The sequence below is a fragment of the Bifidobacterium kimbladii genome (assembly GCF_032193675.1).
In the GTDB taxonomy this organism is placed as follows: Bacteria; Actinomycetota; Actinomycetes; order Actinomycetales; family Bifidobacteriaceae; genus Bombiscardovia; species Bombiscardovia kimbladii.
Genome location: NZ_JASTZZ010000005.1, coordinates 83495 through 107354 on the forward strand (window position 1 = coordinate 83495; position 23860 = coordinate 107354).

Genomic DNA, 23860 nt, shown 5'->3' on the forward strand with positions numbered 1-23860 from the left:
GCCGGAACCTTCTTGAAGATAAGATCCAGCAGCAGCCCCAGAGGTTTGCATAGACGTTATAAGACGGTCGTCAGTCCTGTGCCTCGACGGCGGTCAAGGCCACGGTGTTGATGATGTCGGCCACCAGAGCGCCACGGGAGAGGTCGTTGACTGGTTTATTGAGGCCTTGCAGCACCGGTCCGATGGCCAGGGCGCCCGAGGTGCGCTGTACGGCCTTGTAGCCGATGTTGCCGGCGCTCAGGCTGGGGAAGACGAAGACGTTGACCGTTCCGGCGACCGGATCGCCCTTGGCCTTGGTGGCCGCCACAGTGGGGGACCAGGCCGCGTCGAACTGGATGGGGCCCACGATGGGCAGGTCCGGCGCCTTCTCCTTGGCCAGGCGGGTGGCCTCTTCAACCAGGTCCACATCCGGGCCCTTGCCTGATCCCAGGGTGGAGTAGGAGAGCATGCCCACTCGCGGGTCCACGCCGAAGGAGCGGGCCGTCTGGGCCGACTGAATGGCTATGTCAGCCAGCTGTTCGGATGACGGGTTGAGATTGATGGCGCAGTCGGCGAAGACCGCCACATGGTCGGGGAAGCACATGAGGAATGCTCCGGATACCAGCGAGGCACCCGGCTTGGTCTTGATTACCTGCAGGGCTGGGCGGACCGTGTTGGCGGTTGAGTTGATTGAGCCGGACACCAGGCCGTCGGCCTTGCCAAGCACCACCAGCATGGTGCCGAAGTAGGAGGGATCGGCCAGCTGCTTGCGCGCTTGCTCCGGGGTCATGCCCTTCTTGGCGCGCAGCTGGCAGAGGCGATCGACCATGGGTGCCAGCACCTGCTCGTCGTCCATGGGCTGGAAGGAGGCCTTGTCCAGGTTGTTGAGGCCAAGCTCCTTGCCGCGGGCCAGAATGGAATCCTTGTCGCCCACGATGATCAGGTCAACGATGTTGCGGGCCAGCAGGTAGTCGGCCGCCTTGATGATGCGGTCCTCGCCGCCTTCGGGCAGGACTATGGTCTTCCTGTTGGCCTTGGCCTTGGCCAGCAGATCGTTCTGGAATGCTACAGGCGTGGTGGCCTTGGGGCTGGCGGCGTCGGCGGCCTTCAGCACCTGGTCGACATCCACCTCCTGCTGGAATGTCTGGCTGGTGGCCTGGCGGGCCTGATCGGCGGACGGATCCGTGTCGAAGTCCATCTTGGAGACGGTCCAGGTCGGCAGATCATACTCTTGGAAGGCCTGAGCAAGAGGTGCCTTCTGCTCAGACTGGCATCCGGTGATGAAGATTCCGGCAAGCACGGCTCCCTGGGCCTCGATGGTCCGGCGGCAGGCAGCTACGGTCTTCATGACCTGGCCGGGTTCCCTGCCGATAGTGCAGACGGCCAGCATGACCGGGGACCTCAGGTCGGCGGCGATCTGTGCATTGAGAGCAAACAGGCCGGGGTCGAAGAGCTTTGAGGCATCGCTGCCCACGATCAGGACGCGCTCTGGATGGGTTGCCTCCACCAGACCGTCATAGGCGTTGAGGACATCGGCCCGGGTCTGCATGGTGTCCTCAGTGGCGTGCCCAGGGCACTTGCCACGGCAGATCTCCGGATCCGTGTCGGGGAATGAACTGGCTGCAACTAGTTCCGGGGTCAATGGGTGCTTCCTGCAGGCGATTGGCCTGAATACGGCCGTTTTGGCTTTGGCGCTCAGGGCCTTGGTCAGGCCGTAGGCCACGACATTGCGGCCGTTGGCGGCTTCTGGGCTGATGATGGTGATGCTTGCAAGACTCACTGTGTCTTCTCCTGTCCGGATGTGGTTGCCTTGATGACTGCTTTGTTCACAACCTTGTCCAGTATACAGAAACCGCCCGCCATGCGGGCTGCGCATGACGGGCGGTTTCAGGGTCGGATCAGCGTATCACTCGTTGTCTCCGGCGGTCGCGGCGGTGGCGGAGATGGTCTCCTGGCCGGCGCGGTTGGCATCGGGCCAGACCCAATCGGTGTAATCAGGGTGGTCGTAGCCCTTGTCCACGGCGAACTGGAAGGCCTCGTCGCGGAACTTGGTCCACTTGTCGATCTGGTCGGCGTACTTGCCGGCATCCACCAGCTTCAGGGCGGAGGCGGCCAGGCACCAACGATCCATGTTGTTGACGCGCACCATGTCGAATGGCGTGGTGGTGGAGCCCTGCTCCTCGTAGCCGTGCACGGAGAAGTTGTCGTGGTTGGGACGTCCGTGGATCAGGCGGTAGATGGAGCCGGGGTAGGCATGGAAGGCGAACAGGACCGGCTTGTCCTTGCTGAAGAGCTCAGTGAACTCCTCGTCGGACAGGGCCTGGTCGTTCTCCTCGGTGTCCTGGATCTTCAGCAGGTCGACCACGTTGACGAACTGAACCTTGAGGCCCAGCTTCTGCAGCATGTCGTCGGCGGCCAGGGCCTCCTGGGTGGGGATGTCGCCCGCGGTGGCGATGACGACATCAGCATCCTCAGCATCCTTGGCGTTGGAGGCCCAATCCCAACGGGCGGCCCCCTTCTCCAGCTCGGCGGCGGCCTCGTCCACGCTCTGGTAGGTGGCGGCGGGCTGCTTGCCGGCGAAGATGGCGTTGATGCAGTTGGTCGACTTGTAGCAACGCTCGCCCACGTTCAGCAGCATGTTGGCATCGGCGGGGAAGTAGATGTTGACCACGTGATCGTTGTTGAAGTTCTTGTTCAGCAGGATGTCGACGAAGCCGGGATCCTGGTGGGAGAACCCGTTGTGGTCCTGACGCCAGACGTGCGAGGTGACCAGGAGGTTCAGGCCGGCGATGGGCTTGCGCCACGGGATTTCGCGGACGGTGGCCTCCAGCCACTTGGCGTGCTGGTTGATCATGGAGTCGATGACGTGCACGAAGGACTCGTAGGAGCTCCAGATGCCGTGGCGCCCGGTCAGCAGGTATCCCTCCAGGAAGCCTTCCATCTGGTGCTCGGAGAGCTGCTCGATGACCTGGCCGGTGTGGGCCATATGCTCGTCGGTCAGCTCCGACAGGTAGTCGGCATCCCACTGCTTGTTGGTCACTTCGTAGGCAGCGGCCAGACGGTTGGAAGCCGTCTCATCGGGCCCGAAGATGCGGAAGTCGGTGGGGTTCTTGGCCAGTACGTCGCGGGTGTAGTAGCCCAGGATGCGGGTGGCCTCGGTGGCGCCCCAGCCGTGGCCGTGCTTCTTGATGTCGATCTCGTAGTCGTGGATGTCAGGCAGCTCCAGCGGCTTGAGCAGCCGGCCACCGTTGGCGTTGGGGTTCTCGCCGATGCGCAGGTCGCCCTTGGGCATGAAGCTGGTGACCTCGGGACGCAGGGTGCCCTTCTCGTCGAAGAGCTCCTCGGGTTTGTAGGAGGCCAGCCAGTTCTTGAGGATCTGGAAGTGGGCCTCGGTGTCGCGGGCGGAGGTCAGCGGCACCTGGTGGGCGCGCCAGGATCCCTCGGTCTTCTTGCCGTCGATGAACTTGGGGCAGGTCCAGCCCTTGGGGGTGCGGAAGATGATCATGGGGTAGAAGGGACGGGTCATGTCGTCGGTTTCGGCCCGGGCCTTGATGTCGCAGATCTTGTCGAAGACGGTCTCCAGCATGTCGGCGAAGCGACGGTGGATGGACAGATGGTCCTCGTCGTCGAACCCTGCAACGAACTCGAAGGGCTCATAACCCATGCCATGGAAGTACTCATGCAGCTCCTCGTCGGAGATGCGCGAGAGGATGGTCGGGTTGGCGATCTTGTAGCCGTTCAGATGCAGGATGGGCAGGACGATGCCGTCGGTGCGGGGGTTGACCAGCTTGTTGGACTGCCAGCCGGTGGCCAGAGGGCCGGTCTCGGCCTCGCCGTCGCCCACGATGCAGGGCACAAAGAGGCTGGGGTTGTTCATGATGGCGCCGTAGGCGTGGGAGAGGGCATAGCCCAGCTCGCCGCCCTCGTGGATGGACCCGGGGGTCTCAGGCGCGAAGTGGGAGGGGATGCCGCCCGGGTAGGAGAACTGGCGGAAGAACTTCTGCAGGCCAGCTTCATCGTTGGTGATCTTGGGATAGTACTCGCTGTAGGTGCCGTCCAGGTAGGACTGCGAGGTGCCGGCGGGGCCGCCGTGGCCGGGTCCCATGATGATTACGGTGTTCTGCTGATGGTCGGCGATCAGACGGTTGATATGGCCCAGCAGGAAGTTCAGGCCGGGGGTGGTGCCCCAGTGGCCGACCAGACGATGCTTGACATCCTCCCGAGTGAAGGGCTCCTTCATCAGGGGGTTGCTGCGAAGATAAATCTGTCCGATGGAAAGATAGTTGGCCGCCCGCCAATACTTGTCGACGGCCTCGAGGGTCTCCTCGGCGATTGGGGTCTCCAGCTTCGCCCAAGGGGTGCCGATAACAGGATTCGTCATGTGTACTCCTGCACTATAGTGCGATTGTTTATTTACTTCGGTTACGGGCTCGTACGGTGTCATTTCAGGCATCCGTCGGGTTCGTACCCAATGCCTACATGGTACGTGAACGAGCAGACTTTTCTGAACGTTTTCTTGCAGTGTGTGTTCGCTCTTGTGAGAAAATGCGAGGGAATTGTCTGCTTGCAGACTTGAATTTCCGCCGGGGGTGCCGACCGGGGCTCAATGACGGTAGCATTGTCGAAAACTGCAACCATACTGGACTTGTCCGCGGGCGTTGAATCGTCGCTCTCGGGCATCCATGGCAGATACAGCATACCTATATATAAGGAGTCTTATGGCACAGGGTCCCGTCCTGGTGGTCGATTTCGGTGCGCAGTACGCCCAGCTTATCGCTCGTCGAGTCAGGGAGGCGGGGGTCTACTCCGAGCTGGTGCCTCATTCAATGAGCCTGGACCAGATGCTGGCCAAGGATCCCAAGGCGGTCATCCTCTCCGGCGGCCCGGCCTCCGTCTACGTGGACGGGGCACCTTCCATAGATAAGAGGATTTTCGAGGCAGGGGTGCCCGTGCTGGGCATCTGCTACGGTTTCCAGGTCATGGCCCATGAGCTGGGCGGCGAGGTGGACAAGGCGGCCCTTGGGGAGTATGGCAAGACCGAGGCCTTCATCGACAGCGCCAAGGGAATTCTGCAGGATTCACCCGCCCGGCAGGATGTGTGGATGAGCCATGGCGTCGCCGTCAACCGTGCGCCTGAGGGATTTGAGGTTCTGGCGCATACCGAGGGTGCTCCGGTGGCGGCCATGCAGGATCCTTCCCGGGGGCTGTACGGGGTCCAGTGGCATCCCGAGGTGACCAACACCCCTCTGGGGCAGGACCTGATCGACCGCTTCCTGCACCAGTGCGCCGGACTGCCGTCGGACTGGAACGCCTCGGGCATCATCGAGCAGCAGGTGGAGAAGATCCGTCGCACGGTGGGTGACGACCAGGTCATCTGCGGCCTGTCGGGCGGCGTCGATTCAGCCGTGGCGGCCGCTCTGGTCCACAGGGCCGTCGGCGACCAGCTGACCTGCGTCTTTGTGGATCATGGGCTCTTGCGCAAGGGGGAGGCCGAGCAGGTCAAGCATGATTTCGTAGCCGCCACGGGCATCAAGCTGATTGCCGTGGATGCCTCGCAGGACTTTCTGACCGCCCTCAAGGGCGTTTCCGAACCAGAGCGCAAGCGCAAGATCATCGGGGAGAAGTTCATCCGCACCTTTGAAAAGGCTCAGCGGCAGGTGATCGAGGAGGCCGGCAAGACCGGTAAGGAAGTCAAGTTCCTGGTGCAGGGCACACTCTACCCTGACGTGGTCGAATCGGGCGGCGGAGACGGAGCGGCCAATATCAAGTCCCACCACAATGTGGGCGGTCTGCCCAAGGACGTCAAGTTCAAGCTGATCGAGCCCCTGCGCACCCTCTTCAAGGACGAGGTCCGGGCCATCGGCACCGAACTGGGCCTGCCTGACCAGATCGTCTGGCGTCAGCCCTTCCCGGGCCCTGGTCTGGGCATCCGCATCATCGGCGAGATCACCCGTGAACGCTTGGAGACCCTGCGCGAGGCGGACGCCATTGCCCGCGAAGAGCTGTCCAAGGCTGGGCTGGATCGGCAGATCTGGCAGTGCCCGGTGGTGCTGCTGGCCAATGTGCATTCGGTAGGTGTACAGGGCGACGAGCGCACCTATGGCTCGCCAATCGTGCTGCGTCCGGTCTCCTCCGAGGACGCCATGACCGCTGACTGGACACGGCTGCCCTATGATGTGCTGTCTACTATCTCCACGCGGATTACCAACGAGTGCCCGGGCATCAACCGCGTGGTTCTGGACTGCACCTCGAAGCCTCCGGCAACCATCGAGTGGGAGTGAGCATCTGGGCCGACAAATCATACGGGGATACGTCAAAGACCATATGGTCATATGACTTGTCGGCCCACCTATTTTGTTCTTGGGCCATTAAATGTCGATAGTCGATAAAAGAGCTCAGGTCCGGCAATTTATTGTTTACTGCTTTGTAATGGCCGCATTGATCTGGTTGACCAGCTCGCGGGGTTGCTCCACCCCGAGCACCAGCCGGTCATAGTGCTCGTCCTTGAGTTGGATGACGATGGGACTTTCCGGTCTGGTGACATTCCAGAATGTCTTTTCCCCATGCTCAATGTATGTGCCGGCCCATTTACCGGGAACATGAAGGCCGGGCGAACGCAGCCCCTTGGCATCATCAAGAATGCCCGGATCCTCGCTGGCACCGAGAACATGCTCGAGCGGCACCACCAGTTTCCCCTTGAACGACCACATCTTATCCAAGCTTTGCGGTTCAATCTCCAGCGTTTGTCCGACAATTGCCACCTTGTTGTTCATGACTTATCTTCTTTCATCATCAGACTGCAACCGAATATGTGCACGCTGCAGCAGCCTCTCACCAAGGAGCGTGGCGACATCAACGGTCACAGCCTTGGTATCGTCAGATCCTGAGCTGTACAGCTTTACCAGGTAATCCCTGACCAGCCTGCGAACCTCTAGATCATGATCTGACAGCTCCATGAGTGCCACCAATACCAGATTGAGCACTCCTGAATCGCGCGACTCCGAATCTGTTGCATCACGTAGCGCAGCCACGAACATGCCGCGCTTGCTGCCGAAGGCACCGTAGAGACTGCCCCGGAGCAGACCCGTGGCCTTGACGAGAGCATCAATCGACGTACCCTCATAGCCATGCTCCAGGAAAACCTCGCGGGCACGGGCAAGTACCTCATCATCATCGAAACTTCTCTTGCGACCCATGCACGCCAAGATAGCATTATTTGACTGAATGGTCAAGAATAATGGACGGTCTTCTTGCTCATGATTATCGTTACTTCTTTCTGGAAGCAGTCGGCGATGGAAATAGTAATTCGATGGCAAGCTTCCAGTGATGAGCACGAGAATCAAGAGCCATGAAGATGGCCCCTATCCGAGCATAAAGCCTATCCGAGCATAAAAACTGCCATAGGAGAAGTGATAACCAGTGTAATAACTATGTTTCCCGCTGAAACTACTGCCCTGAGGAACTTTCGGTGTTCTGTTTTTTGATTGAACGAATATATTCAGGGCTTCTAGGGAACCAACAAGGAATACGATTATCAGCTGGATATCAACGAGAATTGTTGAACTTATATGTGCAGTTTTCGATAATGGTTACAACGAGGAAGACCAGTGTAAATATCGACCCGTCAACGTCGCTAACGATGATACCGACAATCCAGATATCGATAAATGGACCCGGAACAAGTTCCGCGTCTCTTCCAGGTTTCATTCGACACTCCTTTAATTACAAGTAGAGTTGGCGACCATCAACATTTATGGTGTCAGTGGTCACCTGAATTGCAAATACTCAGAGCATAAATCAGCCGAAGCACTCCCTTATTACACAGTCAATCCCAATTATTCACAACAGCACTCTGGCAACATTTCCTCCAATCAGAGCTCAGCATGACCTGATCGCAGCGCCCATTTGATACCGGAAATTCCGCACCAGACTTTACCGAGCGTGCTGATTCCGCTGACGATTCTATAGGCCGGGACACCGTATTGGATAAAGACAATTCCTGTCTGGAAAATGAACCCTCCCAAATCAAACCTCGGTTGGATCTGGTTATCTGAGGGTCAGTTATAAAAGAAGGTTCCGTCAGCTAAGAAGTTATCCAGTTTTTCAGCGAAATGCGGAATGGTCCTGGAGTCGGCATTTTTAATCTCTGTAGGAAGCCGATCCAGACAATCGGCCAATTGATCAAGTTCTGCAGCGCTGAGCGATGAACCATTTTCTCTGGTTTGGATCTGTTCAATCATTGGCTTCTGCGCAGTTGTAATGAGTTCATGAACGCTAGCCGTTCCGGTAACACCAACATCAGTGCCGCTGACGCGCTTGTTGCACTAGGGCCAGTACCTTGTGTGTGTTCTATGACTGCATATCAGTTTCCTTTGGTTGACATGTATGCCAAATGGCATAGCCGTGCATTAGCTGCAGAAAAACAAAAAGCCAACATAATTGCTGAAGAGATAAATATGTAGGGAAACATATGATGTCTCGAAGTCTTCTATTGCGCGATTAGAGGGCGCTTTATCGGCTCCGATTAATGCGAGGGGCAAGGTTAGCGAAGTGGTTCAAGCCAAGTCTGACCCAGATCTTTGGCAATCCACGTAAGCGTTTCGGGAAGCACCGCCATCATTAAGATCAGAGTATGGCCACACTGGTGTTATACCCGACCAGAGGGCAGGCGGCTCATCGCCACATAGCAGTTGAGAAAATTGAAAGCACTATCTTATTTGGGGGAGAGGTTGGCTTCAACAAAAGAACCCCAATCATAGTGAGCCCAATATATCGTCACTTAGATGACTTCGAGGTATACCCATATCCCCAGTTCGCTTGAATGGGACTGGTGGGGCTCACGGAATAATGCTATCAGTGTCCAGCAGACTCTTGATGCCTGTTTCATCTGCGTTGTGTTCGGTTCGGACAGCTTTTCTCTGTCATCTGAGCAAGGTACACGGCGGATTTCAGACTTAGACTCGGCTCCGCACGCCTGAGTTCACGGATAAACACAACTTGATCCTTGCTGGGATTTATTCCCCTGGAAGTGGCGATGCTTTGGGCCCATTCCACTGCCGCAGTCATAGGGTGTTCGTAGTCGGCAAATATCTTTGTGACTTCAACCCTCGGATTCTTGTCATTCGTGAAGCTCATGGCTATTCCTCTCAAAATTCCAGGTGCTCATTGTTGGCCGCTGAAGTTCTGATCGCTTTTAGAATCCAGCCGCGAGAGTCGTCGTCACAGAAGCCGCCGATACCTCAACGCTTTCATGAATCGCCTATGACTCACTTTCATAACAACTATATAACAACATCATGGAATCACTAATCGCACGTTTTGTGTCGTCAAACTCTGATGTCGCGGCCTTGGCCGCTCTCAACTCCCAACGCCTTCTGGCTCTATCCGTCAGTATGTTGCATATTTCGAACCTACTGATCTGGGCGTAGCGTGTTGCTCCCTGGCCGGTTAGCAAACTACTGGTATGGTGTCGACTCAGTCATCTGGCCACGCATATGGGGTGGAGTACATGTTGGATGCCAGCCACCGCGCCCAAGGCATGTTGTTCCGGTCCATGAAGGCCTTCATTTTGGTATGAATTTGCTTGCCGTCGCTAAAACTGAGGTGATTGTCTTGCCTTTTTTTGCGAGGAAACCACCTGCTACTAACACGCTTCCGCCGATGGTGGACATGTTCTTCTTCACATGATCCGCACGGTCTCTTCTTTTGGCCAAACAGCGGGCGCAGAAGATGTTATCCGGGTTATCGATGAAAGTGTGGCATCCACGAGATCTGCATACGGCCATCAGTTTTGAGCCGCATTTTGGGCAGTAATCATAGTCTTTTTTATATTTGTCGTTCTTTTTGTAAGAGTCGCATTCCTGGTTGGTGCAGCCTCTAACGCTCTTCATGGCTCTCATCCTTTTCATCAGATACCTTAAGGTACAGGTGCTTCTCAGGCAATGCCAGGGCCTCGCTTAGATTGGAAACATCAAGTTGAAGTGCGGCTCGAGATCGCCAAATTCCCTGTTCTGTTCCTGTATCAGAGCGATCGCATTCCGCTAGAAGGCCCGCATTGTCTCCCACAGTCGTCTTTATGAAGTGCGAATATGTTTCCAGGGATTTCGCCATGGCCTTGGGCTCTCCTTGCTCGCAAAAAATGGCTGCTCTGGCAATCGACGCCTGGTGTATGGCAGGAAAGCAACTGTTGATGCTGTCCATTCTTTCATCGATGAGTTTTGTGCGTTTGCCTTTTTCATGCTCATAGTCGCCATTAGCGAGATATTTCACGTCAGAATCCATCTTCAGCTCGAGCTGGGCCTCTGCGTCCGATAGAGCGCGTAAGGACTGAGACACAAGGAGCTTTCTCAGAGTGTCGTCATCAACTTCACGGGCCTGCAGATAAAGGCGCATGCCGCTCTGCAGGAGGCCGAGCCTATCGCTCTGCTGCCCCTCGAGGACTTCCTGCACGCGCACATCTATGACTGCAATCTGGTGGGCGATGTCTTCAAGCTGACCTTGGATTGCCCTGAGTTGTATGGCGTTCGCCGCTTGAACGGGATCAATCCCCCCGCTGAAATCCTCGCGCTTGATGGGCAGTTTCTTTCCATATCGCCCGTTAGGATCCAAAAGTTGGGCAAAGGTATTGCCTGTTCTATCGGCAGTCAGCTTGATGTCACCATTAGCGATGGCCTCGAGCGTATTTTTTGGAGCATCTACCACCAGGCGAAAATCACTATTCATGGCCTTATATGCCAAGGCGAATCCGGAGGATTCGCGTTCCAGTGCATGAACTATGTCTTTAATGGCGGCATTGCTTTTATTGACACCATTCCTTATTCCGTCCAGGAAAAATGCCAAAGGCGAGTCCGGATCGGCGTTGAGCTCAGATTCTTCAGGCTTCAATGAAACCCCCTATCGAAGGACATGCTGGCTGCACGCTAATACATGACGATAATTAATTAGATTATAACTGTCCGATACTCAAAGGCGCTTGCAGCAATTGCTTTGTTCGTGGGTAGTCAGAAACTCAACCAAATATCAATGAATAGGCGGGGCAAGGTACTTGCAATACCCCAACCCAGCGTCGTTCGCATGGCTCTCCTGGTCAATACCAGCCTTGGCAAGGAAATCGAGGTATATGAGACTGTTGGTATTTCACAATAGCTGGGACAGTATTTGACTTCGGGGAGCTTAAGCTTCATGCACGCATCTGGTTTCAATGAAGACACTGCTCTGGTGCGTAGTGTTAGCGTTTACAGGTCCTTAGCATGGACCATCAGGCAGTCCCAGGCACGGGCGGGGAGCAGGGCATGAAGGGCGACCAGAGGTTTGGCTCCGAAGCCCAGAAGGTAGCGTGGACGGGGATGGCGAACCGTCGAAGCACGGACGATGGCCTTGGCAATGGTTGATGGTCGGGTCAAATGCCTGCTGGAGTAAAGCTTGCGCAATCCAGCAGCAGCTTGGAACCCTGACTTTTGATAGGCACTCTTGCGGGTGACCTTCCGAAGATGGTCGGCGGCGATTGCGCCCCAGTTGGTGGCGATGGCTCCAGGCTCGATCAGGACCACGTCGATGCCGAAGGGGCGGGTTTCCATGCGTAAAGCGTCGCTGAAGGCCTCTAGGGCGTACTTGGTGGCATGGTACCAGGCACCCATATAGGTGACCATTCGGCCGGCCATGGATGAGGTGTTGACGATCCGGCCGCGTCTGGCCCGGCGCATGGCTGGCAGCACCAGCTGGGTCAGTCGGGCGAGGCCGAAGAGGTTGATCTCGAATTGTCGCCGGACCTCGTCGATGGAAACCTGCTCGACTGGGCCATAGGAGCCGTAGCCGGCGTTGTTGACCAGCAGGTCGACCCGCTTCTCCTTCTGCAGAATTCGTGCGACGGCCTTCTCAATGGAGGCGGAATCGGTCAGGTCCATCTGCACGGCCGTCACCCCCTTGTCAGCCAGTGGCTTCAATCGTTCGACTCGTCGTCCTGCCGCATATACCTGGTATCCATGATCGGCGAGCAGGCCAGCGGTTTCATACCCGATGCCGCTGGTGGCTCCAGTGACCAGCGCCACTTGATTGGTCATACTTATCACCCCTTCTGGCTGGTGTCTGTGAATCGTGGCTCCTGCTTTTCTTTGAGGCACAGTATATGACAGCATTTCGCTGCAAGGACATAAAAAGCCAGACGAGGGCGGTCTACCCGTCCACGCCTGGCAATGCGACCATAGCGAATACCTTATGCCTGCACCCTTTCCAGCAGGAGGTCGTTCAGCTCGGCAGCTGTTGGATAAGCCTTCTGGGTGCCGCGGCGCGTGACGCTGATTGCAGCGTATCTGTTGGCGTGCCCCAGAGCGGTTGGCACATCCTCGCCCTGCGTGTAGTAGTGGGCGAACGAGCCGATGAAAGCATCTCCGGCGCCAGTGGTATCCACGGCTTCAACCGTGACTGCAGGCACCAGCAGCTCCTGGTCGGCGCTGACCCATAGGGCGCCCTTACCGCCCATGGTGACAATCAGGTTGCCTACTCCGCGCCTTACCAAGTTCCGTGCTGCGGCCTTGATCTCATCCAATGTCCCTGTGGGCATTCCTGTGAGCGTGGCCAGCTCGGTCTCATTCGGTGCGAAGAAGGCCACTCTGGAGACATAGTCGATGTTCAGATCGTCATTTGCTGGAGCAGGGTTCAGCAGTACAGGCACGCCGTAGCCCTCTGCCAGTTCAATGGCATGGTAGTTGGTCTCCAAGGCGATCTCCTGTTGGAGAACGACCAGTTTCGATCCCTTGATCAGGTCTTTTTTATCGTCCAAGGCGGCAGGCGTGAGCTGTTTGTTGGCGCCTTTGACGATCAGGATCCGATTGTCGCCGCTGGTGTCCACAAAGATCGGCGCCACGCCGCTGCTTCCATCGGCGATGCCGATTCCATCAGAGCTGATGCCGTTGCTGCGGTAGTTCTCCAGCTGCTGTCTGCCGAATTCGTCCCTGCCGACCATGGTGATGAAGTTGACCTGTGAACCCAGACGGGCGGCGGCGATGGCCTGGTTGGCCCCCTTGCCGCCAAACCCCATCTCGAATTCAGGAGCTTCCACAGTCTCTCCCTCGACCGGCATGCGATCGACAAAGGTGGTCAGCTCATACATATTGGAACCGATGACAGTGATGTCAGCCATATTCTTCTTTACCTTTCCAGGCCGGTGGTGACCAGGAATGAGCGTGTTTCCTGGGGCTTCAGGTGGATCAGGGTGCCTGCCTTCTCAGCGGCGGCGCGGCCCTCGGGTGTGCTGGTGCCGGGCAGTGCAAAGGCTGCTACCTGCTGATCGGCGTTGTACAGGATCCAGCGGGTGACGATGGGGAATTGCTCCGTGCTGAACCGTGTCAGGAAGTTGTGTTCGGCATTCAGATGGAGCCGGAACTCGGCCACATCCGTAAACTTGGTCAGGTTCTGGGAGAAGAAGACGATCTCAGGATCGTAGTGGCTCTCGTCGTTCAGGTCGTTGATCAGATCACCGCTGGCCTTGAGCTCTTCGTTGTAGGCCAGCCATTGCGGGGTGGGATGGACGTGGGCGGGAACGGTCTGGCGCAGACGGAAAGCCTCGTCAGGCACGTTCTGCTCCATGTGCCCGTCATGCATGTAGGCGTAGTTCATATGGCACATGTATTGCAGAGGCATGGTCTGATAGTTGGAGAGGTTGGTGACCTCCAGGCCGATATCGAAAAGTCCGGAATCAGCGTGCAGGGTTACGGCCGGCCGGCTCAGGTAGTGGTCGCCGAACCCTTTGACATATTCAAATTGCCCATGTATTGACATGGTCCCATCTCCGAATTCCAGCCAGGCACTGTCCATGCGGCTGGTCGGAGCCTCGCCGTGGAGTTGGTAGTCGTCCTCCGGGGCCGGGGTTCCGCCGCCAAGGAGTCCTGACGTGAACTGGAAGCAGCCGTAGGTATCTGTTATGGCCGTGCCGGGAAGGGGTTGCGAGAACATGTCCTTCATCTTCAGGCTGATGGAGTCGAAGACCGCATCCCAGATGATCAGGCCCATATAGGGCAGGACGGTGAGCTGGCCGCGGGAGTTCTCCAGACGGACCGCTTCAACTCCTGAAGGGTAGGTGAAGGTGACGGCTTTGAAATCGTCGTCCTGATAGAGGGTGAACTCGGCCGGGCCGAACATGTCATGATTGAGGTGAAGCTGTTGCATGATTGGTTTTCCTTTCATTGGTTTTTCTGAGCGCCTTCAGCCTTGAAAGCGCGCATCTTTGCTGTGGAATAGACGCAGACGACCGCGAAGCAGACCACATCGACCAGGAAGGACAGGGACATGTTCGAGATGTCCGCGACGAATCCCTGCGCTACGGGGATGAAGGCACCGCCCACGATGGACATGACGATGATGGCTCCCGCTGTTTCCGTATGGCGTTTGTCGGTCACCGTATCCAAGGTCTGCGAGTAGATGGTGGCCCAGCAGGGTCCGAACAGGCCCGAGACGATGATGGCCGCATAAACGGCGCTCATGTTGCGCACTAGGAGGATGTAGACCAGGGCAGCCAATCCGAATGCCGAGAACCACTGCAGGACCCGGGAGGGGTGCATGGACTTCATCATGAAGTTGGCGATCACCTTGCCTATGAAGAAGGCCGCATAGCTGTAGACCATGAAGGTCGATGCCGAGCGTTCGTTGATCGAGGAATTGAGCTCCATGGCCAACCTGATGGTGAAGGACCACACGGCCGTCTGCATGCCCACATACATGAACTCGGTGAAAATGCCCCAAAGGAAGCGGCGGTTATGCGCAAGATAGACCAGAGTTTCACCGATGCGCGCCTGAGGCTGCTGTTTGGCCGGATCCACCTTGGGCTTGCCTGAGGGGAATTGCGTCAGTGCGAAGAGCACCAGGGCGACCAGCAGGACGAAGATGATGTATTTGTAGGGCAGCAGCGTATGTTGAAGAGCGCGCTCGCCGAAGGCGATGCGGGCCTGTCCGTGAAGCCCCTTCATCTGCCTTTCCAGGCTTTGGCCGGCGCCGAAGATCAGATATTTGCCCAGCAGTATGCCGGCTATGGCACCCAAGGGGTAAAAGGTTTCAGAGATGTTCAGCCGCAGGGTGGAATACTTCTTCGGGCCCATGAGTGAGCTGTAGGTGTTGGCCGAGGTCTCCAGGAAGCTCAAGCCGCAGGCCAAGGCGAACAGGGCGATCAGGAAGAATCCGTAGGTGGCCATGCGCGAGGCGGGGAAGAAGATCGAGCATCCGATGGTATACAGCGAAAGGCCGATCATGATGGCGACCTTGTATGAGGTCTTCTTGATGATGAGCGAAGCCGGTATGGCAATCAGAAAGTATCCCAGATAGAAGGCCGTCTGCACAAAGGCGCTGGCAACATTGGACAGCGTGAAGATGGTTTTGAATTGGGTTATGAGTATGTCATTGAGACTGGCGGCTGCTCCCCAAAGGGGGAATAGGCAGGAGAGCAGGATGTACTGGAGCATTGGTGTCCTGTCCAGGTATCCATCATCCAATTCCTGTGCGTGCAGTTTGAACAGATGAAAGGTTGGCAATTGCATGAACCCCTCCTTGGATTTGCATTCGGCGGCCGCTGCGTTGTGTCCGCCGAAAATATAAGAGTCGGCCCGGGGGCTGGCCCCCGGATGCCGAAGTCAGGCCTTGCCGATGATGGCCATGCTGGAGCTGGTGCCCAATCGTTCGGCACCTGCCTTGATCAGAGCCTCGGCCTCCTGCCGGGTGTGAATGCCGCCGGCGGCCTTGATGTGGATTCTTCCCTTGACTGCTTCTTTGATGATTTCGATGTCGTGCACACTGGCGCCACGGCTGGCGAATCCGGTGGATGTTTTGACGAAGTCGGCGCCTGCGTCGGCCACCAGCGTGCTGGCCCTTGCGATCTGCTCATCGCTGAGCAGGGCGGTCTCGATGATGACCTTGACCACTTTTCCTGCTTGGTGGACGGTTTCGACGACCGCACGAATGTCCTCGGCGACCACGTCTTCCCGGCCACCTGCCATTTCGCCGATGTTGATCACCATATCCAGCTCATCGGCTCCGTTCGCGATGGCTTCCCGGCTTTCGGCGACCTTGCTGGCCGTGGTGTTGGCGCCCAAGGGGAAGCCGATGACGCAGGCAGTCAGGACATCCGACCCCTTGACCTGCTCGTGGACGTGGGCAACCCAGTAGGGATTGACCATGACCGAATAGAAATGGTTGTCCAAAGCTTCGTCGATGACCTTGTCGATCTGCGCCAGCGTTGCGTCCGGCTTGAGCAGTGTGTGATCGATGAGGCGGTTGATCTGCATGGTTGTTACCTCCTTGTGGGCCTCACTGTAACAGTGAATGCACGGAAGTAAAATGCTAAGATGAACATATGTTCAAAAATGGATGCTCAATCGCCGGCAGGCCGTGAAGCTCTTTTGCATGCTGGTTCCACACGACTGGGAGAAAGGGAAGGTTCATGATCGACGATGAACAGCACAGGAATCAAGCGGTCACGGTCTGCCACTGGTACTACGAGGAAGGCCTAGGGCAGAGCGCCATCGCCCGCAGGCTGAACGTTTCCCGTCCCACGGTTTCGCGTCTTCTGGCCTTCGCCAGGCAGGAGGGGCTTGTCCGCGTGCTCATCACTGATCCTCAGGCTGATTTGGAGTCCCTGGCAAGAAGGCTCAAGGTGGCTTTTGGCCTGCGCGAGGTCAGGCTGGCCTATGATTCGACCGGTGACGAAGACGCCATCAGGGACAAACTGGGTGCTGTTACAGCAGATTACCTGGCTGAGATCGTCGGCGATCACGACCGGCTGGGCATCAGTTGGGGGAGGACCCTCAAGGCTGTAGCCGATCATCTGCGACCCAATGAGCACAAGGATGTATCGGTGGTGCAGTTGAAGGGGAGTGTCTCCGCGTCCGATTTCAACAACTATGCTGCGGATATCGCCCTGAAATTCGGCATGGCCTTCGGCACTACCACTACAGTGCTGCCCTTGCCGGTCATTTTCGACAATGCCTTGACTCGGGATATTGTGCTCAAGGATCGTTTCATCGACGAGATTGTTCGTCAGGGGGAACGGACCGATATCGCCGTGTTTACCTGCGGAACCGTTCGTGACGATGCCATGCTTTTCAAACTGGGGTATCTCTCCCGCAGAGAGATCACCATGCTGCAGCATAAGGCTGTCGGCGATGTGCTTTCACGGTTCATCGCTGCTGACGGCTCCATCGCGGATGACGGTATTGACGCAAGAACGGTGGGGATACAGCTTGATCGGTTGCGCAAGAAGCCATGCTCAATACTGGTGGCGGGAGGGCCTCCCAAGATAGCATCCATGCGTGCGGCGCTTCTGGGCGGCTATGCCAACGTGCTGATTACGGATTCCCAGGCTGCCATGCGTCTGCTTGAGGAATGAGCGGGTCTGTGCAATTAAGGGGGTTACGCCGTCTGGTATGGCTCTTCAGATGCCTATCGAGTCCATAATCACGCAATGGCTTGGTCAAATAATGGTCGCCTTTTTGGATTGCCGAAACTTCGCTGTACGCTAATTGCTAATGCTGATTGTAGATTCCGCAGGAGGTTTCAGCATGCAGGGCACACGATTTACCTATTGGTGGCACGGATTCGATCTGTGACGCCGCGTGCCTTGTAGGAACGGTTGCATGGATCGGAACCCACCGGCCCTGCAGTCGTCGACAGCATTTCCCGTGCATCGTCACCGCATAGTCGGTAGGGCAGCACCAGCGACAATGGTTGAAGTAACCGCATGGGAAAGGACAAGCCAATGACATTGGCGGATCATATGAATGCCAGGGTCAAAGCTCTGGCGCCGAGCGACATTCTCGAGTTCAACAAGGAGATCGCCGGAATAGACGGCATCGTGAAGCTGACCCTGGGGGAGCCGGACTTCTTCACCCCCGAGCACGTCAAGCAGGCGGGCATCCAGGCCATCCAGGACAACCACAGTCATTACACCGAGAGTCGCGGCATGCCTAGTCTGCGCAAGGCGGCGGCCGGCTATCTATACGCCAAGTACGGGCTGGACTACGACCCTGACACGCAGATGGTGATTACGGCCGGGGCCACCGGGGGTATCTTCTCGGGCCTTACCGCCATGATCAACCCGGGCGACACGGTCATCCTGCCCACACCCATCTTTCCTCTCTATATTCCCATCGCCCAGCTGAGCGGCGCCAAGACCGTCTTCGTCGACACATCCGATGACGGCTTCATTCTCAGGCCGGACAAGCTGGAGGCCGCCATCGAACACAGCGATGGTCCGGTCAAGGCCCTGGTGCTCAACTATCCGACCAACCCCACCGGCGTGACCTACGCCCGTGAGGATCTGGAGGCTCTGGCCCAGGTGGCGCGCAAGCACGGCTTCTTCGTGCTCAGCGATGAGATCTACGCCGAGCTGACCTACCAGGGTACCCATGTGTCCATGGGCACCATCCTGCCTGAGCAGACGGTCGTGCTTGGCGGGGTTTCCAAATCCCATGCCATGACTGGATGGCGGGTCGGCATCGCCGCCGGCCCGGCCGACGTCATTGACCAGATCAGCAAGGTCAACGAGTTCACCATCACTTCGGTAACCACCAATGCCCAGTATGCGGCCCAGGAGGCTCTGACCAAGGGCATGAATGACACGGATTCGATGCGCGAGGCCTACCGCAAGCGGCGGGACTATCTGGTCAAGGCCCTGCCCGAGGTCGGTCTGGATGTCATTGACCCCAAGGGCGCCTTCTATATCTTCGCCCGACTGCCCGAGGGCATGCGCGACAGCTGGAGCTTCGTCTACGACCTGGCTCGTAAGGCCAAGGTGGCGGTAATCCCCGGAGCCAGCTTCGGGCCTGGGGGAGAAGGCTACGTCCGCATTTCCTACGCAGCCTCCATGGAGGATCTGCATACCGCCGTGGAGCGGATTGGCGACTACATGCGTGAAAATCGCAGCTGATATCCCTGACGATTCAAATTACAACCATCAACGAAGACAGTTACCAAGGACCAGAAAATGACCAGCATTCTCATGTATTCAGTACGCCCCGACGAGCAGGAGGCCATTCAGGCCTGGGCGCAAGCCAATGACATTCAGGTGGACACCACCGACCACGATCTGGGGATGAAGACCGTGGACATGATCAAGGGATACGACGGCATCGTCATCCAGCAGCACGCGGCCCTGCCCGAGCCCGAGCTCTACCAGCGGCTCAAGGAGTATGGCCTCAAGCAGCTGACCCTGCGCATCACCGGCTATGACATCGTCAACCTGCAGGCCGCTCGGGAGAACGGGCTGGTCGTCACCAACGTGCCTGCCTACTCGCCCCGGTCGGTCTCCGAACTGGTCCTGGCCCAGGTCATGCGCCTGGTCCGGCATCTGGGGGAGGCCAGCGCTCGCGAGGCCAAGGACGACTATACCTGGGCTGGGCTTCAGGCCCATGAGATCCACAACCTGACCGTGGGGATCATCGGAGCCGGCAAGATCGGATCGGCCGTGGCCAGGATCTTCCGGGCCCTGGGCTCCACCGTGATCGCCAACGATCCGGTCCACCGCCCCGAGCTGGCAGACACTCTGGACTATGTCGATCTGCCCACCCTTTTGAAGCGGGCCGACATCGTCACCGTTCATACGCCGCTGGATGAGACCACCCACCATCTGATCAATGCCCAGGCCCTGGATGCCATGAAGCCCTCGGCCTTCCTGATCAACGCCGCCCGCGGCCCCATTGTGGACACCCCGGCCCTGATCAAGGCCCTGCAGACCAAGTCCATCGCCGGTGCCGCCATCGACACCATCGAAGGGGAGGCCGGCATCTTCGAAAAGGACCTGAGCGGGACCAAGGTCGACAACCAGGCCCTGGAGACCCTCAAGGCCATGCCCAATGTGGAGGTCTCGCCCCACATCGGCTTCTACACCGATGCCGCCGTGAACGCCATGGTCAACATCTCCCTGAACGACGTGAAGACCATTCTGGAGGGCGGCACCAGCGAGCATCAGGTGGACTGAGTCCATTGTTTATGCGACCCGGACCGGGCGCCGATCTGCTCAGTCGGTATTCTGAGCAAAGGTGATGGTGCCCTGGTCCGGGTCCATGCTTTCCACGATGGCCAGGGACTTGAGGTTGTAGCCCTCTTTGCGCAGGGTGCGGCCGCCCTCCTGGAAGCCCTTCTCCACGGCGATGCCGATGCCCTCGATGACGACCTTGGCATCATGGCAGATGTCGATCAGACCGTGCAGGGCATTGCCCTTGGCCAGAAAGTCGTCAAGAATCAGCACATGCTCGCCCTCCTTGAGGAAGCGTTTGGCCACGATGACGGGGTACTCACGCTGCTTGGTGAAGGAGTAGATGCGGGCCGTGTACTGGTCGCCGTCAAGGTTGATGGACTGGGTCTTCTTGGCGAAGACCACCGGCACGTCCCCGAAGTGGCGGGCGGCCAGGCAGGCGATGCCGATGCCGGATGCCTCGATGGTCAGAATCTTGTCGATCTGGTGACCGGCGAACAGGCGGGCCCATTCAGCGCCCATGTGGTCGAAGAGCCGCACGTCGCACTGATGGTTGAGGAAGGCGTCCACCTTGAGTACATTGCCAGGCTTGACCGTGCCCTGGCGGCGGATTCGCTCCTCAAGTTCCTGCATGTCATCGTCCTTGTCGTCATGAATGCGGGGCCCCTATGGTCCCGACGGATAGACACCAAAATAACCCGGTTCTGGGACTGTGGTCCGGCTGCCCTGATCCGCCAGGTTTCACCTCCAGCTGATTGGAGTGTCTTCCTGGCGTGTCAGCCCGTCAATGCGCGGATTCAAGGCCCTGACTGTTACAGTGAAAATTGACCGCAATGGTCACGCATCGTCACGGTGCGTTCAAGGACCTAAGGAGGACCATATGGGGATTCTGGATGATGCAAAGGATGCCATGAAGTCTGCCGGCGAGAAGATTTCCGATGTCGCTGGCGATGTAAAAGACACCGTTATGGACAAGGCATCCGATGCCAAGGACGCCGTTGCCGATAAGATGGGCGACGCCAAGGACGCTGCCCAGGACAAGATGGGCGACGCCAAGGACGCCGCCTCCGACAAGATGGACCAGGCCAAGGCCGATGCCAAGGTCGGCAAGGCCAAGGCTGAGCAGGGCGCCACCGAGGCTGTCAACAACGCCAAGGACCAAGTGCGCAACTGACTGGGTCATCTCGACTTCCCCGACTAAACCCCGTTCGCTTTCCCTATTCTCAAGGCGGACGGGGTCTTTTATGTCTGCTGGTACGTCTGCTGGCTAACCCATGAGCCAAGATCGATGACACCGCTTTGTGGTAGAAATGGTTGTCTGCCGGGTGTGCGCCATCCGGCCTGAGACGGTGACCGAGACCAGATGGCAAGAGGTGGCTTGTGAACGAGGAACCGGACTTGATCCAGCGCAGCGCCAAGGAGCTGCTCAAGGGGCTCAATGATCGTCAGGCCGAGGCGGTTCAATACCAGGGCCCGGCCCTGCTGATCGGAGCAGGCGCAGGCTCAGGCAAGACCAGGGTGCTGACCCGCAGAATCGCCTGGATCCTCAGTCAGTTCGGCGCCTGGCCCAGCCAGATTCTGGCCATCACCTTCACCAACAAGGCGGCCTCCGAGATGCGTGAACGTCTGCGCAGGCTGATCGGGCCCGTGGCCGACCGCATGTGGGTGTCCACCTTCCACTCGGCCTGCGTGCGCATCCTGAGGCGGGATGGCAAGGAGATCGGCCTGCGATCAGGCTTCACCATCTATGACACGGCCGATTCCGAACGCCTGATCAAACTGATCGGCAAGGATCTCAACATCGATCTGAAGCGCTACACACCCAGAAACATTCTGAGCCACATCTCCGACTACAAGAACAACCTGCAGGATTGGCGCACACAGCTGCAGGAGTACGCCCCCGACTACCGGCCCGGGCAGCGCGGCCAGCAGATCACCGCCCGCTTCGGCAACGAGGAGGAGCTCTACTCCGTGATCTACGCCGAGTACGAGCACCGGCTGGCTCAGGCCAACGCGGTAGACTTCGACGATCTGATCGTACGCACGGTCCAGCTGCTCCAGCAGTCCCCAATGGTGGCCCAGTATTACCACCATCGGTTCCGCTACGTGCTGGTGGACGAGTACCAGGACACCAACCATGCCCAGTATGTGCTCATGCGCGAGCTGGCCGGTGCCGATGCCGACAAGCAGGACCAGGCCTGGATCACCGTGGTGGGGGATTCGGACCAGTCCATCTATGCCTTCCGAGGGGCTGACATCAGCAACATCAGGGACTTCGAGAAGGACTTCCCCGGAGCCCGGACCATTCTCCTTGAGCAGAACTACCGTTCCACCCAGACCATACTTGACGCGGCCAATGCCATCATCGTCAAGAACGAGGGCCGCAAGCCCAAGAAGCTCTGGACAGCCCTGGGCAAGGGGGGGCCCATCGTGGGCTATGCCGCCGACAACGCCCAGCAGGAGGCCGCCTGGATCGCCACCGAGATCGCCCGGCTGCGCAGCGAGGAGGGCATTCCATACTCCGACATGGCCATCATGTACCGGGCCAACGCCCAGTCCCGCGCCCTGGAGGAGGGGCTGATCAACGCCGGCCTGCCGTATCAGCTGGTGGGCGGGACCCGCTTCTACGAGCGCAAGGAGATCAAGGACGCCCTGGCCTACCTGCACGCCATCGCCAATCCCCAGGACGATGTGAACATGCGACGGATACTCAACGTGCCCAAGCGGGGCCTGGCCGCACGTGCCGAGGCGGCGGCGACCTCCTATGCGGATCTGCATCAGGTCTCCTTCTGGGAGGGGGTGCAGCATATCGAGGAGGTGCCCGGGGCCTCCACGCTGATGGTCAAGCGGATGAAGGCCTTCAGGGATCTGATTACCTCCCTGACCGACTTTGCCGCAGAGCACGATACCAAACCGTCCCAGATTGTTGAGAAGGTGCTGGAGGACTCCGGCATGCTGGACGAGCTGCGCAAGTCGGTGGATCCGCAGGATGCCTCCCGGCTGGAGAACCTTGGCCAGCTGCAGTCCGTGGCTGCCGAGTTCGAGCAGAAGACCCCCGACGCGACGCTGGCGGGCTTCCTGGAGACCACGGCGCTGGTGGCCGACTCGGACCAGCTGCCGGGCCTGGGCGACGACTCGGGCAAGGTGACGCTGATGACCCTGCACACGGCCAAGGGCCTGGAGTATCCGGTGGTCTTCCTGACCGGCATGGAGCAGGGAACCTTCCCGCACTCCCGCTGCCTGGAGGATAACGATGAGATGCAGGAGGAGCGTCGACTGGCCTATGTGGGCGTGACCCGTGCCAAGCGGCGTCTCTACCTGACCCGGGCGGCCGTCCGCTCCCAGTGGGGGCAGGTCAATGAGATGCTGCCCAGCCAGTTCCTGGATGACATCCCTGACGATCTGATCGACTGGAAGCGTCGGCAGGCCGGCAATGAGCGGATGCGCGCAGGCTGGGACCTGGGTGACGACGAGGACGAATTCGGCGGTTTCGAGGATGAAAGCGACGGCCGTGCATTCGGTCATCATTCATTCGGCGGGTTCGGCTCCGGCTTCGGCTCTTCCCGCAATGGGTACGGGCACTCGCAGGCCTCCTCGCAGCGGTCGTTCGGATCATCGGGTTACGGCTCCCGCGGCTCCTCCTCCAGAAATGGAAGGGTCACAACGCGGCGGAGCACGACAAGCCCGTCGTCAACCTCGCACGCTGGCAGGGCCTCGGTCCAGCCCAAGTCGAACGGCCTGTCCATTCAGGACTTCTCCCTGGGTGACAGGGTTGCCCACGACCAGTATGGCCTGGGCAAGGTGGTCGACATTCAGGACAAGGGTCACAACTCGGTCCTGACTGTGGACTTCGGTTCCGAGGGAACCAAGCGGCTGATGCTGCGCTTGGCGCCGATCGAAAAGCTCTGAACGGACGAGACTCCAAAA

20 protein-coding genes are annotated in these 23860 nt (G+C 58.3%); 7 read left to right on the plus strand and 13 right to left on the minus strand.

The genetic code is table 11. The features are described 5' to 3' along the window. Positions 1 to 70: 70 nt before the first annotated feature. Both pta and QRX41_RS07235 read right to left on the minus strand, forming a co-directional pair. Positions 71 to 1759 (minus strand): phosphate acetyltransferase, encoded by a 1689-nt coding sequence (gene pta / locus QRX41_RS07230; RefSeq protein ID WP_313839640.1) that lies wholly within the window; start codon positions 1757 to 1759, stop codon positions 71 to 73. A gap of 126 nt (positions 1760 to 1885) precedes the next feature. Then, on the minus strand, positions 1886 to 4360 hold the full coding sequence (locus QRX41_RS07235) for a phosphoketolase (protein ID WP_313839641.1): 2475 nt from the start codon (positions 4358 to 4360) through the stop codon (positions 1886 to 1888). 337 nt (positions 4361 to 4697) lie between these two features. Here QRX41_RS07235 and guaA point away from each other — a divergent pair, with 337 nt between their 5' ends. Further along, complete coding sequence (gene guaA, locus QRX41_RS07240) at positions 4698 to 6260, plus strand: glutamine-hydrolyzing GMP synthase (RefSeq protein WP_313839642.1); 1563 nt, start codon at positions 4698 to 4700, stop codon at positions 6258 to 6260. 135 nt (positions 6261 to 6395) lie between these two features. Here guaA and QRX41_RS07245 read toward each other — a convergent pair whose 3' ends face one another. From QRX41_RS07245 to QRX41_RS07255, 3 genes are all read right to left on the minus strand, one after another. Continuing rightward, a complete protein-coding gene (locus tag QRX41_RS07245; protein WP_313839643.1) occupies positions 6396 to 6752 on the minus strand; it encodes a PH domain-containing protein in 357 nt (118 codons plus the stop codon). Positions 6753 to 6755: 3 nt separating this feature from the next. Continuing rightward, complete coding sequence (locus tag QRX41_RS07250; protein ID WP_313839644.1) at positions 6756 to 7175, minus strand: TetR/AcrR family transcriptional regulator; 420 nt, start codon at positions 7173 to 7175, stop codon at positions 6756 to 6758. Positions 7176 to 8036: 861 nt separating this feature from the next. Then, positions 8037 to 8219, minus strand: a complete 183-nt coding sequence (locus tag QRX41_RS07255) for a hypothetical protein (RefSeq protein ID WP_313839645.1) — start codon at positions 8217 to 8219, stop codon at positions 8037 to 8039. Positions 8220 to 8246: 27 nt separating this feature from the next. Between QRX41_RS07255 and QRX41_RS07260 the strand changes: the two genes are divergently transcribed. Continuing rightward, positions 8247 to 8441 carry a hypothetical protein gene (locus QRX41_RS07260; protein WP_313839646.1) on the plus strand — a complete coding sequence of 65 codons (195 nt, stop codon included), beginning with the start codon at positions 8247 to 8249 and terminating at the stop codon, positions 8439 to 8441. Positions 8442 to 9542: 1101 nt separating this feature from the next. Here QRX41_RS07260 and QRX41_RS07265 read toward each other — a convergent pair. From QRX41_RS07265 to deoC, 7 genes are all read right to left on the minus strand, one after another. Continuing rightward, positions 9543 to 9869, minus strand: coding sequence for a hypothetical protein (locus QRX41_RS07265; protein ID WP_313839647.1), 327 nt, complete (start codon positions 9867 to 9869; stop codon positions 9543 to 9545). Continuing rightward, positions 9856 to 10863 (minus strand): hypothetical protein, encoded by a 1008-nt coding sequence (locus QRX41_RS07270; RefSeq protein ID WP_313839648.1) that lies wholly within the window; start codon positions 10861 to 10863, stop codon positions 9856 to 9858. Before QRX41_RS07270 ends, QRX41_RS07265 begins: the two co-directional genes overlap by 14 nt. A 350-nt stretch (positions 10864 to 11213) precedes the next feature. Continuing rightward, positions 11214 to 12038, minus strand: a complete 825-nt coding sequence (locus QRX41_RS07275) for an oxidoreductase (protein WP_313839649.1) — start codon at positions 12036 to 12038, stop codon at positions 11214 to 11216. A 152-nt stretch (positions 12039 to 12190) separates the two neighbouring features. Then, the gene (gene rbsK / locus QRX41_RS07280) at positions 12191 to 13117 is read right to left on the minus strand and encodes a ribokinase (RefSeq protein ID WP_313839650.1); all 927 of its coding nucleotides are present in this window, start codon (positions 13115 to 13117) and stop codon (positions 12191 to 12193) included. An 8-nt stretch (positions 13118 to 13125) separates the two neighbouring features. Next, entirely contained in the window at positions 13126 to 14142 is a 1017-nt protein-coding gene (locus QRX41_RS07285) for an aldose 1-epimerase family protein (RefSeq protein ID WP_313839651.1), read from the minus strand. A gap of 14 nt (positions 14143 to 14156) precedes the next feature. Next, positions 14157 to 15503 carry an L-fucose:H+ symporter permease gene (gene fucP, locus QRX41_RS07290; RefSeq protein ID WP_313839652.1) on the minus strand — a complete coding sequence of 449 codons (1347 nt, stop codon included), beginning with the start codon at positions 15501 to 15503 and terminating at the stop codon, positions 14157 to 14159. Between the two features lie 93 nt (positions 15504 to 15596). Then, entirely contained in the window at positions 15597 to 16247 is a 651-nt protein-coding gene (gene deoC, locus QRX41_RS07295; RefSeq protein ID WP_313839653.1) for a deoxyribose-phosphate aldolase, read from the minus strand. A 155-nt stretch (positions 16248 to 16402) separates the two neighbouring features. Here deoC and QRX41_RS07300 point away from each other — a divergent pair, with 155 nt between their 5' ends. From QRX41_RS07300 to QRX41_RS07310, 3 genes are all read left to right on the plus strand, one after another. Further along, positions 16403 to 17347, plus strand: coding sequence for a sugar-binding transcriptional regulator (locus QRX41_RS07300; protein WP_313839654.1), 945 nt, complete (start codon positions 16403 to 16405; stop codon positions 17345 to 17347). A gap of 369 nt (positions 17348 to 17716) precedes the next feature. Next, positions 17717 to 18886 (plus strand): aminotransferase class I/II-fold pyridoxal phosphate-dependent enzyme, encoded by a 1170-nt coding sequence (locus tag QRX41_RS07305; protein WP_313839655.1) that lies wholly within the window; start codon positions 17717 to 17719, stop codon positions 18884 to 18886. Between the two features lie 57 nt (positions 18887 to 18943). Next, the gene (locus QRX41_RS07310) at positions 18944 to 19936 is read left to right on the plus strand and encodes a D-2-hydroxyacid dehydrogenase (RefSeq protein ID WP_313839657.1); all 993 of its coding nucleotides are present in this window, start codon (positions 18944 to 18946) and stop codon (positions 19934 to 19936) included. A 39-nt stretch (positions 19937 to 19975) separates the two neighbouring features. Here QRX41_RS07310 and QRX41_RS07315 read toward each other — a convergent pair whose 3' ends face one another. Then, a complete protein-coding gene (locus QRX41_RS07315) occupies positions 19976 to 20566 on the minus strand; it encodes a xanthine phosphoribosyltransferase (RefSeq protein ID WP_144085655.1) in 591 nt (196 codons plus the stop codon). A 247-nt stretch (positions 20567 to 20813) separates the two neighbouring features. Between QRX41_RS07315 and QRX41_RS07320 the strand changes: the two genes are divergently transcribed. Continuing rightward, a complete protein-coding gene (locus tag QRX41_RS07320; protein ID WP_045924523.1) occupies positions 20814 to 21107 on the plus strand; it encodes a hypothetical protein in 294 nt (97 codons plus the stop codon). 206 nt (positions 21108 to 21313) lie between these two features. Next, entirely contained in the window at positions 21314 to 23842 is a 2529-nt protein-coding gene (locus QRX41_RS07325) for a UvrD-helicase domain-containing protein (protein WP_313839659.1), read from the plus strand. The last annotated feature ends 18 nt before the right edge of the window (positions 23843 to 23860 follow it).

What these genes read in the sequence shown, in the direction of transcription:
- QRX41_RS07235 (WP_313839641.1), bottom strand. Translation starts at nt 4,360, where the DNA reads ATGACGAATCCTGTTATCGGCACCCCTTGGGCGAAGCTGGAGACCCCA.
- guaA (WP_313839642.1), top strand. Translation starts at nt 4,698, where the DNA reads ATGGCACAGGGTCCCGTCCTGGTGGTCGATTTCGGTGCGCAGTACGCC.
- QRX41_RS07245 (WP_313839643.1), bottom strand. Translation starts at nt 6,752, where the DNA reads ATGAACAACAAGGTGGCAATTGTCGGACAAACGCTGGAGATTGAACCG.
- QRX41_RS07250 (WP_313839644.1), bottom strand. Translation starts at nt 7,175, where the DNA reads ATGGGTCGCAAGAGAAGTTTCGATGATGATGAGGTACTTGCCCGTGCC.
- QRX41_RS07255 (WP_313839645.1), bottom strand. Translation starts at nt 8,219, where the DNA reads ATGATTGAACAGATCCAAACCAGAGAAAATGGTTCATCGCTCAGCGCT.
- QRX41_RS07260 (WP_313839646.1), top strand. Translation starts at nt 8,247, where the DNA reads ATGAACGCTAGCCGTTCCGGTAACACCAACATCAGTGCCGCTGACGCG.
- QRX41_RS07265 (WP_313839647.1), bottom strand. Translation starts at nt 9,869, where the DNA reads ATGAAGAGCGTTAGAGGCTGCACCAACCAGGAATGCGACTCTTACAAA.
- QRX41_RS07275 (WP_313839649.1), bottom strand. Translation starts at nt 12,038, where the DNA reads ATGACCAATCAAGTGGCGCTGGTCACTGGAGCCACCAGCGGCATCGGG.
- rbsK (WP_313839650.1), bottom strand. Translation starts at nt 13,117, where the DNA reads ATGGCTGACATCACTGTCATCGGTTCCAATATGTATGAGCTGACCACC.
- QRX41_RS07285 (WP_313839651.1), bottom strand. Translation starts at nt 14,142, where the DNA reads ATGCAACAGCTTCACCTCAATCATGACATGTTCGGCCCGGCCGAGTTC.
- fucP (WP_313839652.1), bottom strand. Translation starts at nt 15,503, where the DNA reads ATGCAATTGCCAACCTTTCATCTGTTCAAACTGCACGCACAGGAATTG.
- deoC (WP_313839653.1), bottom strand. Translation starts at nt 16,247, where the DNA reads ATGCAGATCAACCGCCTCATCGATCACACACTGCTCAAGCCGGACGCA.
- QRX41_RS07300 (WP_313839654.1), top strand. Translation starts at nt 16,403, where the DNA reads ATGATCGACGATGAACAGCACAGGAATCAAGCGGTCACGGTCTGCCAC.
- QRX41_RS07305 (WP_313839655.1), top strand. Translation starts at nt 17,717, where the DNA reads ATGACATTGGCGGATCATATGAATGCCAGGGTCAAAGCTCTGGCGCCG.
- QRX41_RS07310 (WP_313839657.1), top strand. Translation starts at nt 18,944, where the DNA reads ATGACCAGCATTCTCATGTATTCAGTACGCCCCGACGAGCAGGAGGCC.
- QRX41_RS07315 (WP_144085655.1), bottom strand. Translation starts at nt 20,566, where the DNA reads ATGCAGGAACTTGAGGAGCGAATCCGCCGCCAGGGCACGGTCAAGCCT.
- QRX41_RS07320 (WP_045924523.1), top strand. Translation starts at nt 20,814, where the DNA reads ATGGGGATTCTGGATGATGCAAAGGATGCCATGAAGTCTGCCGGCGAG.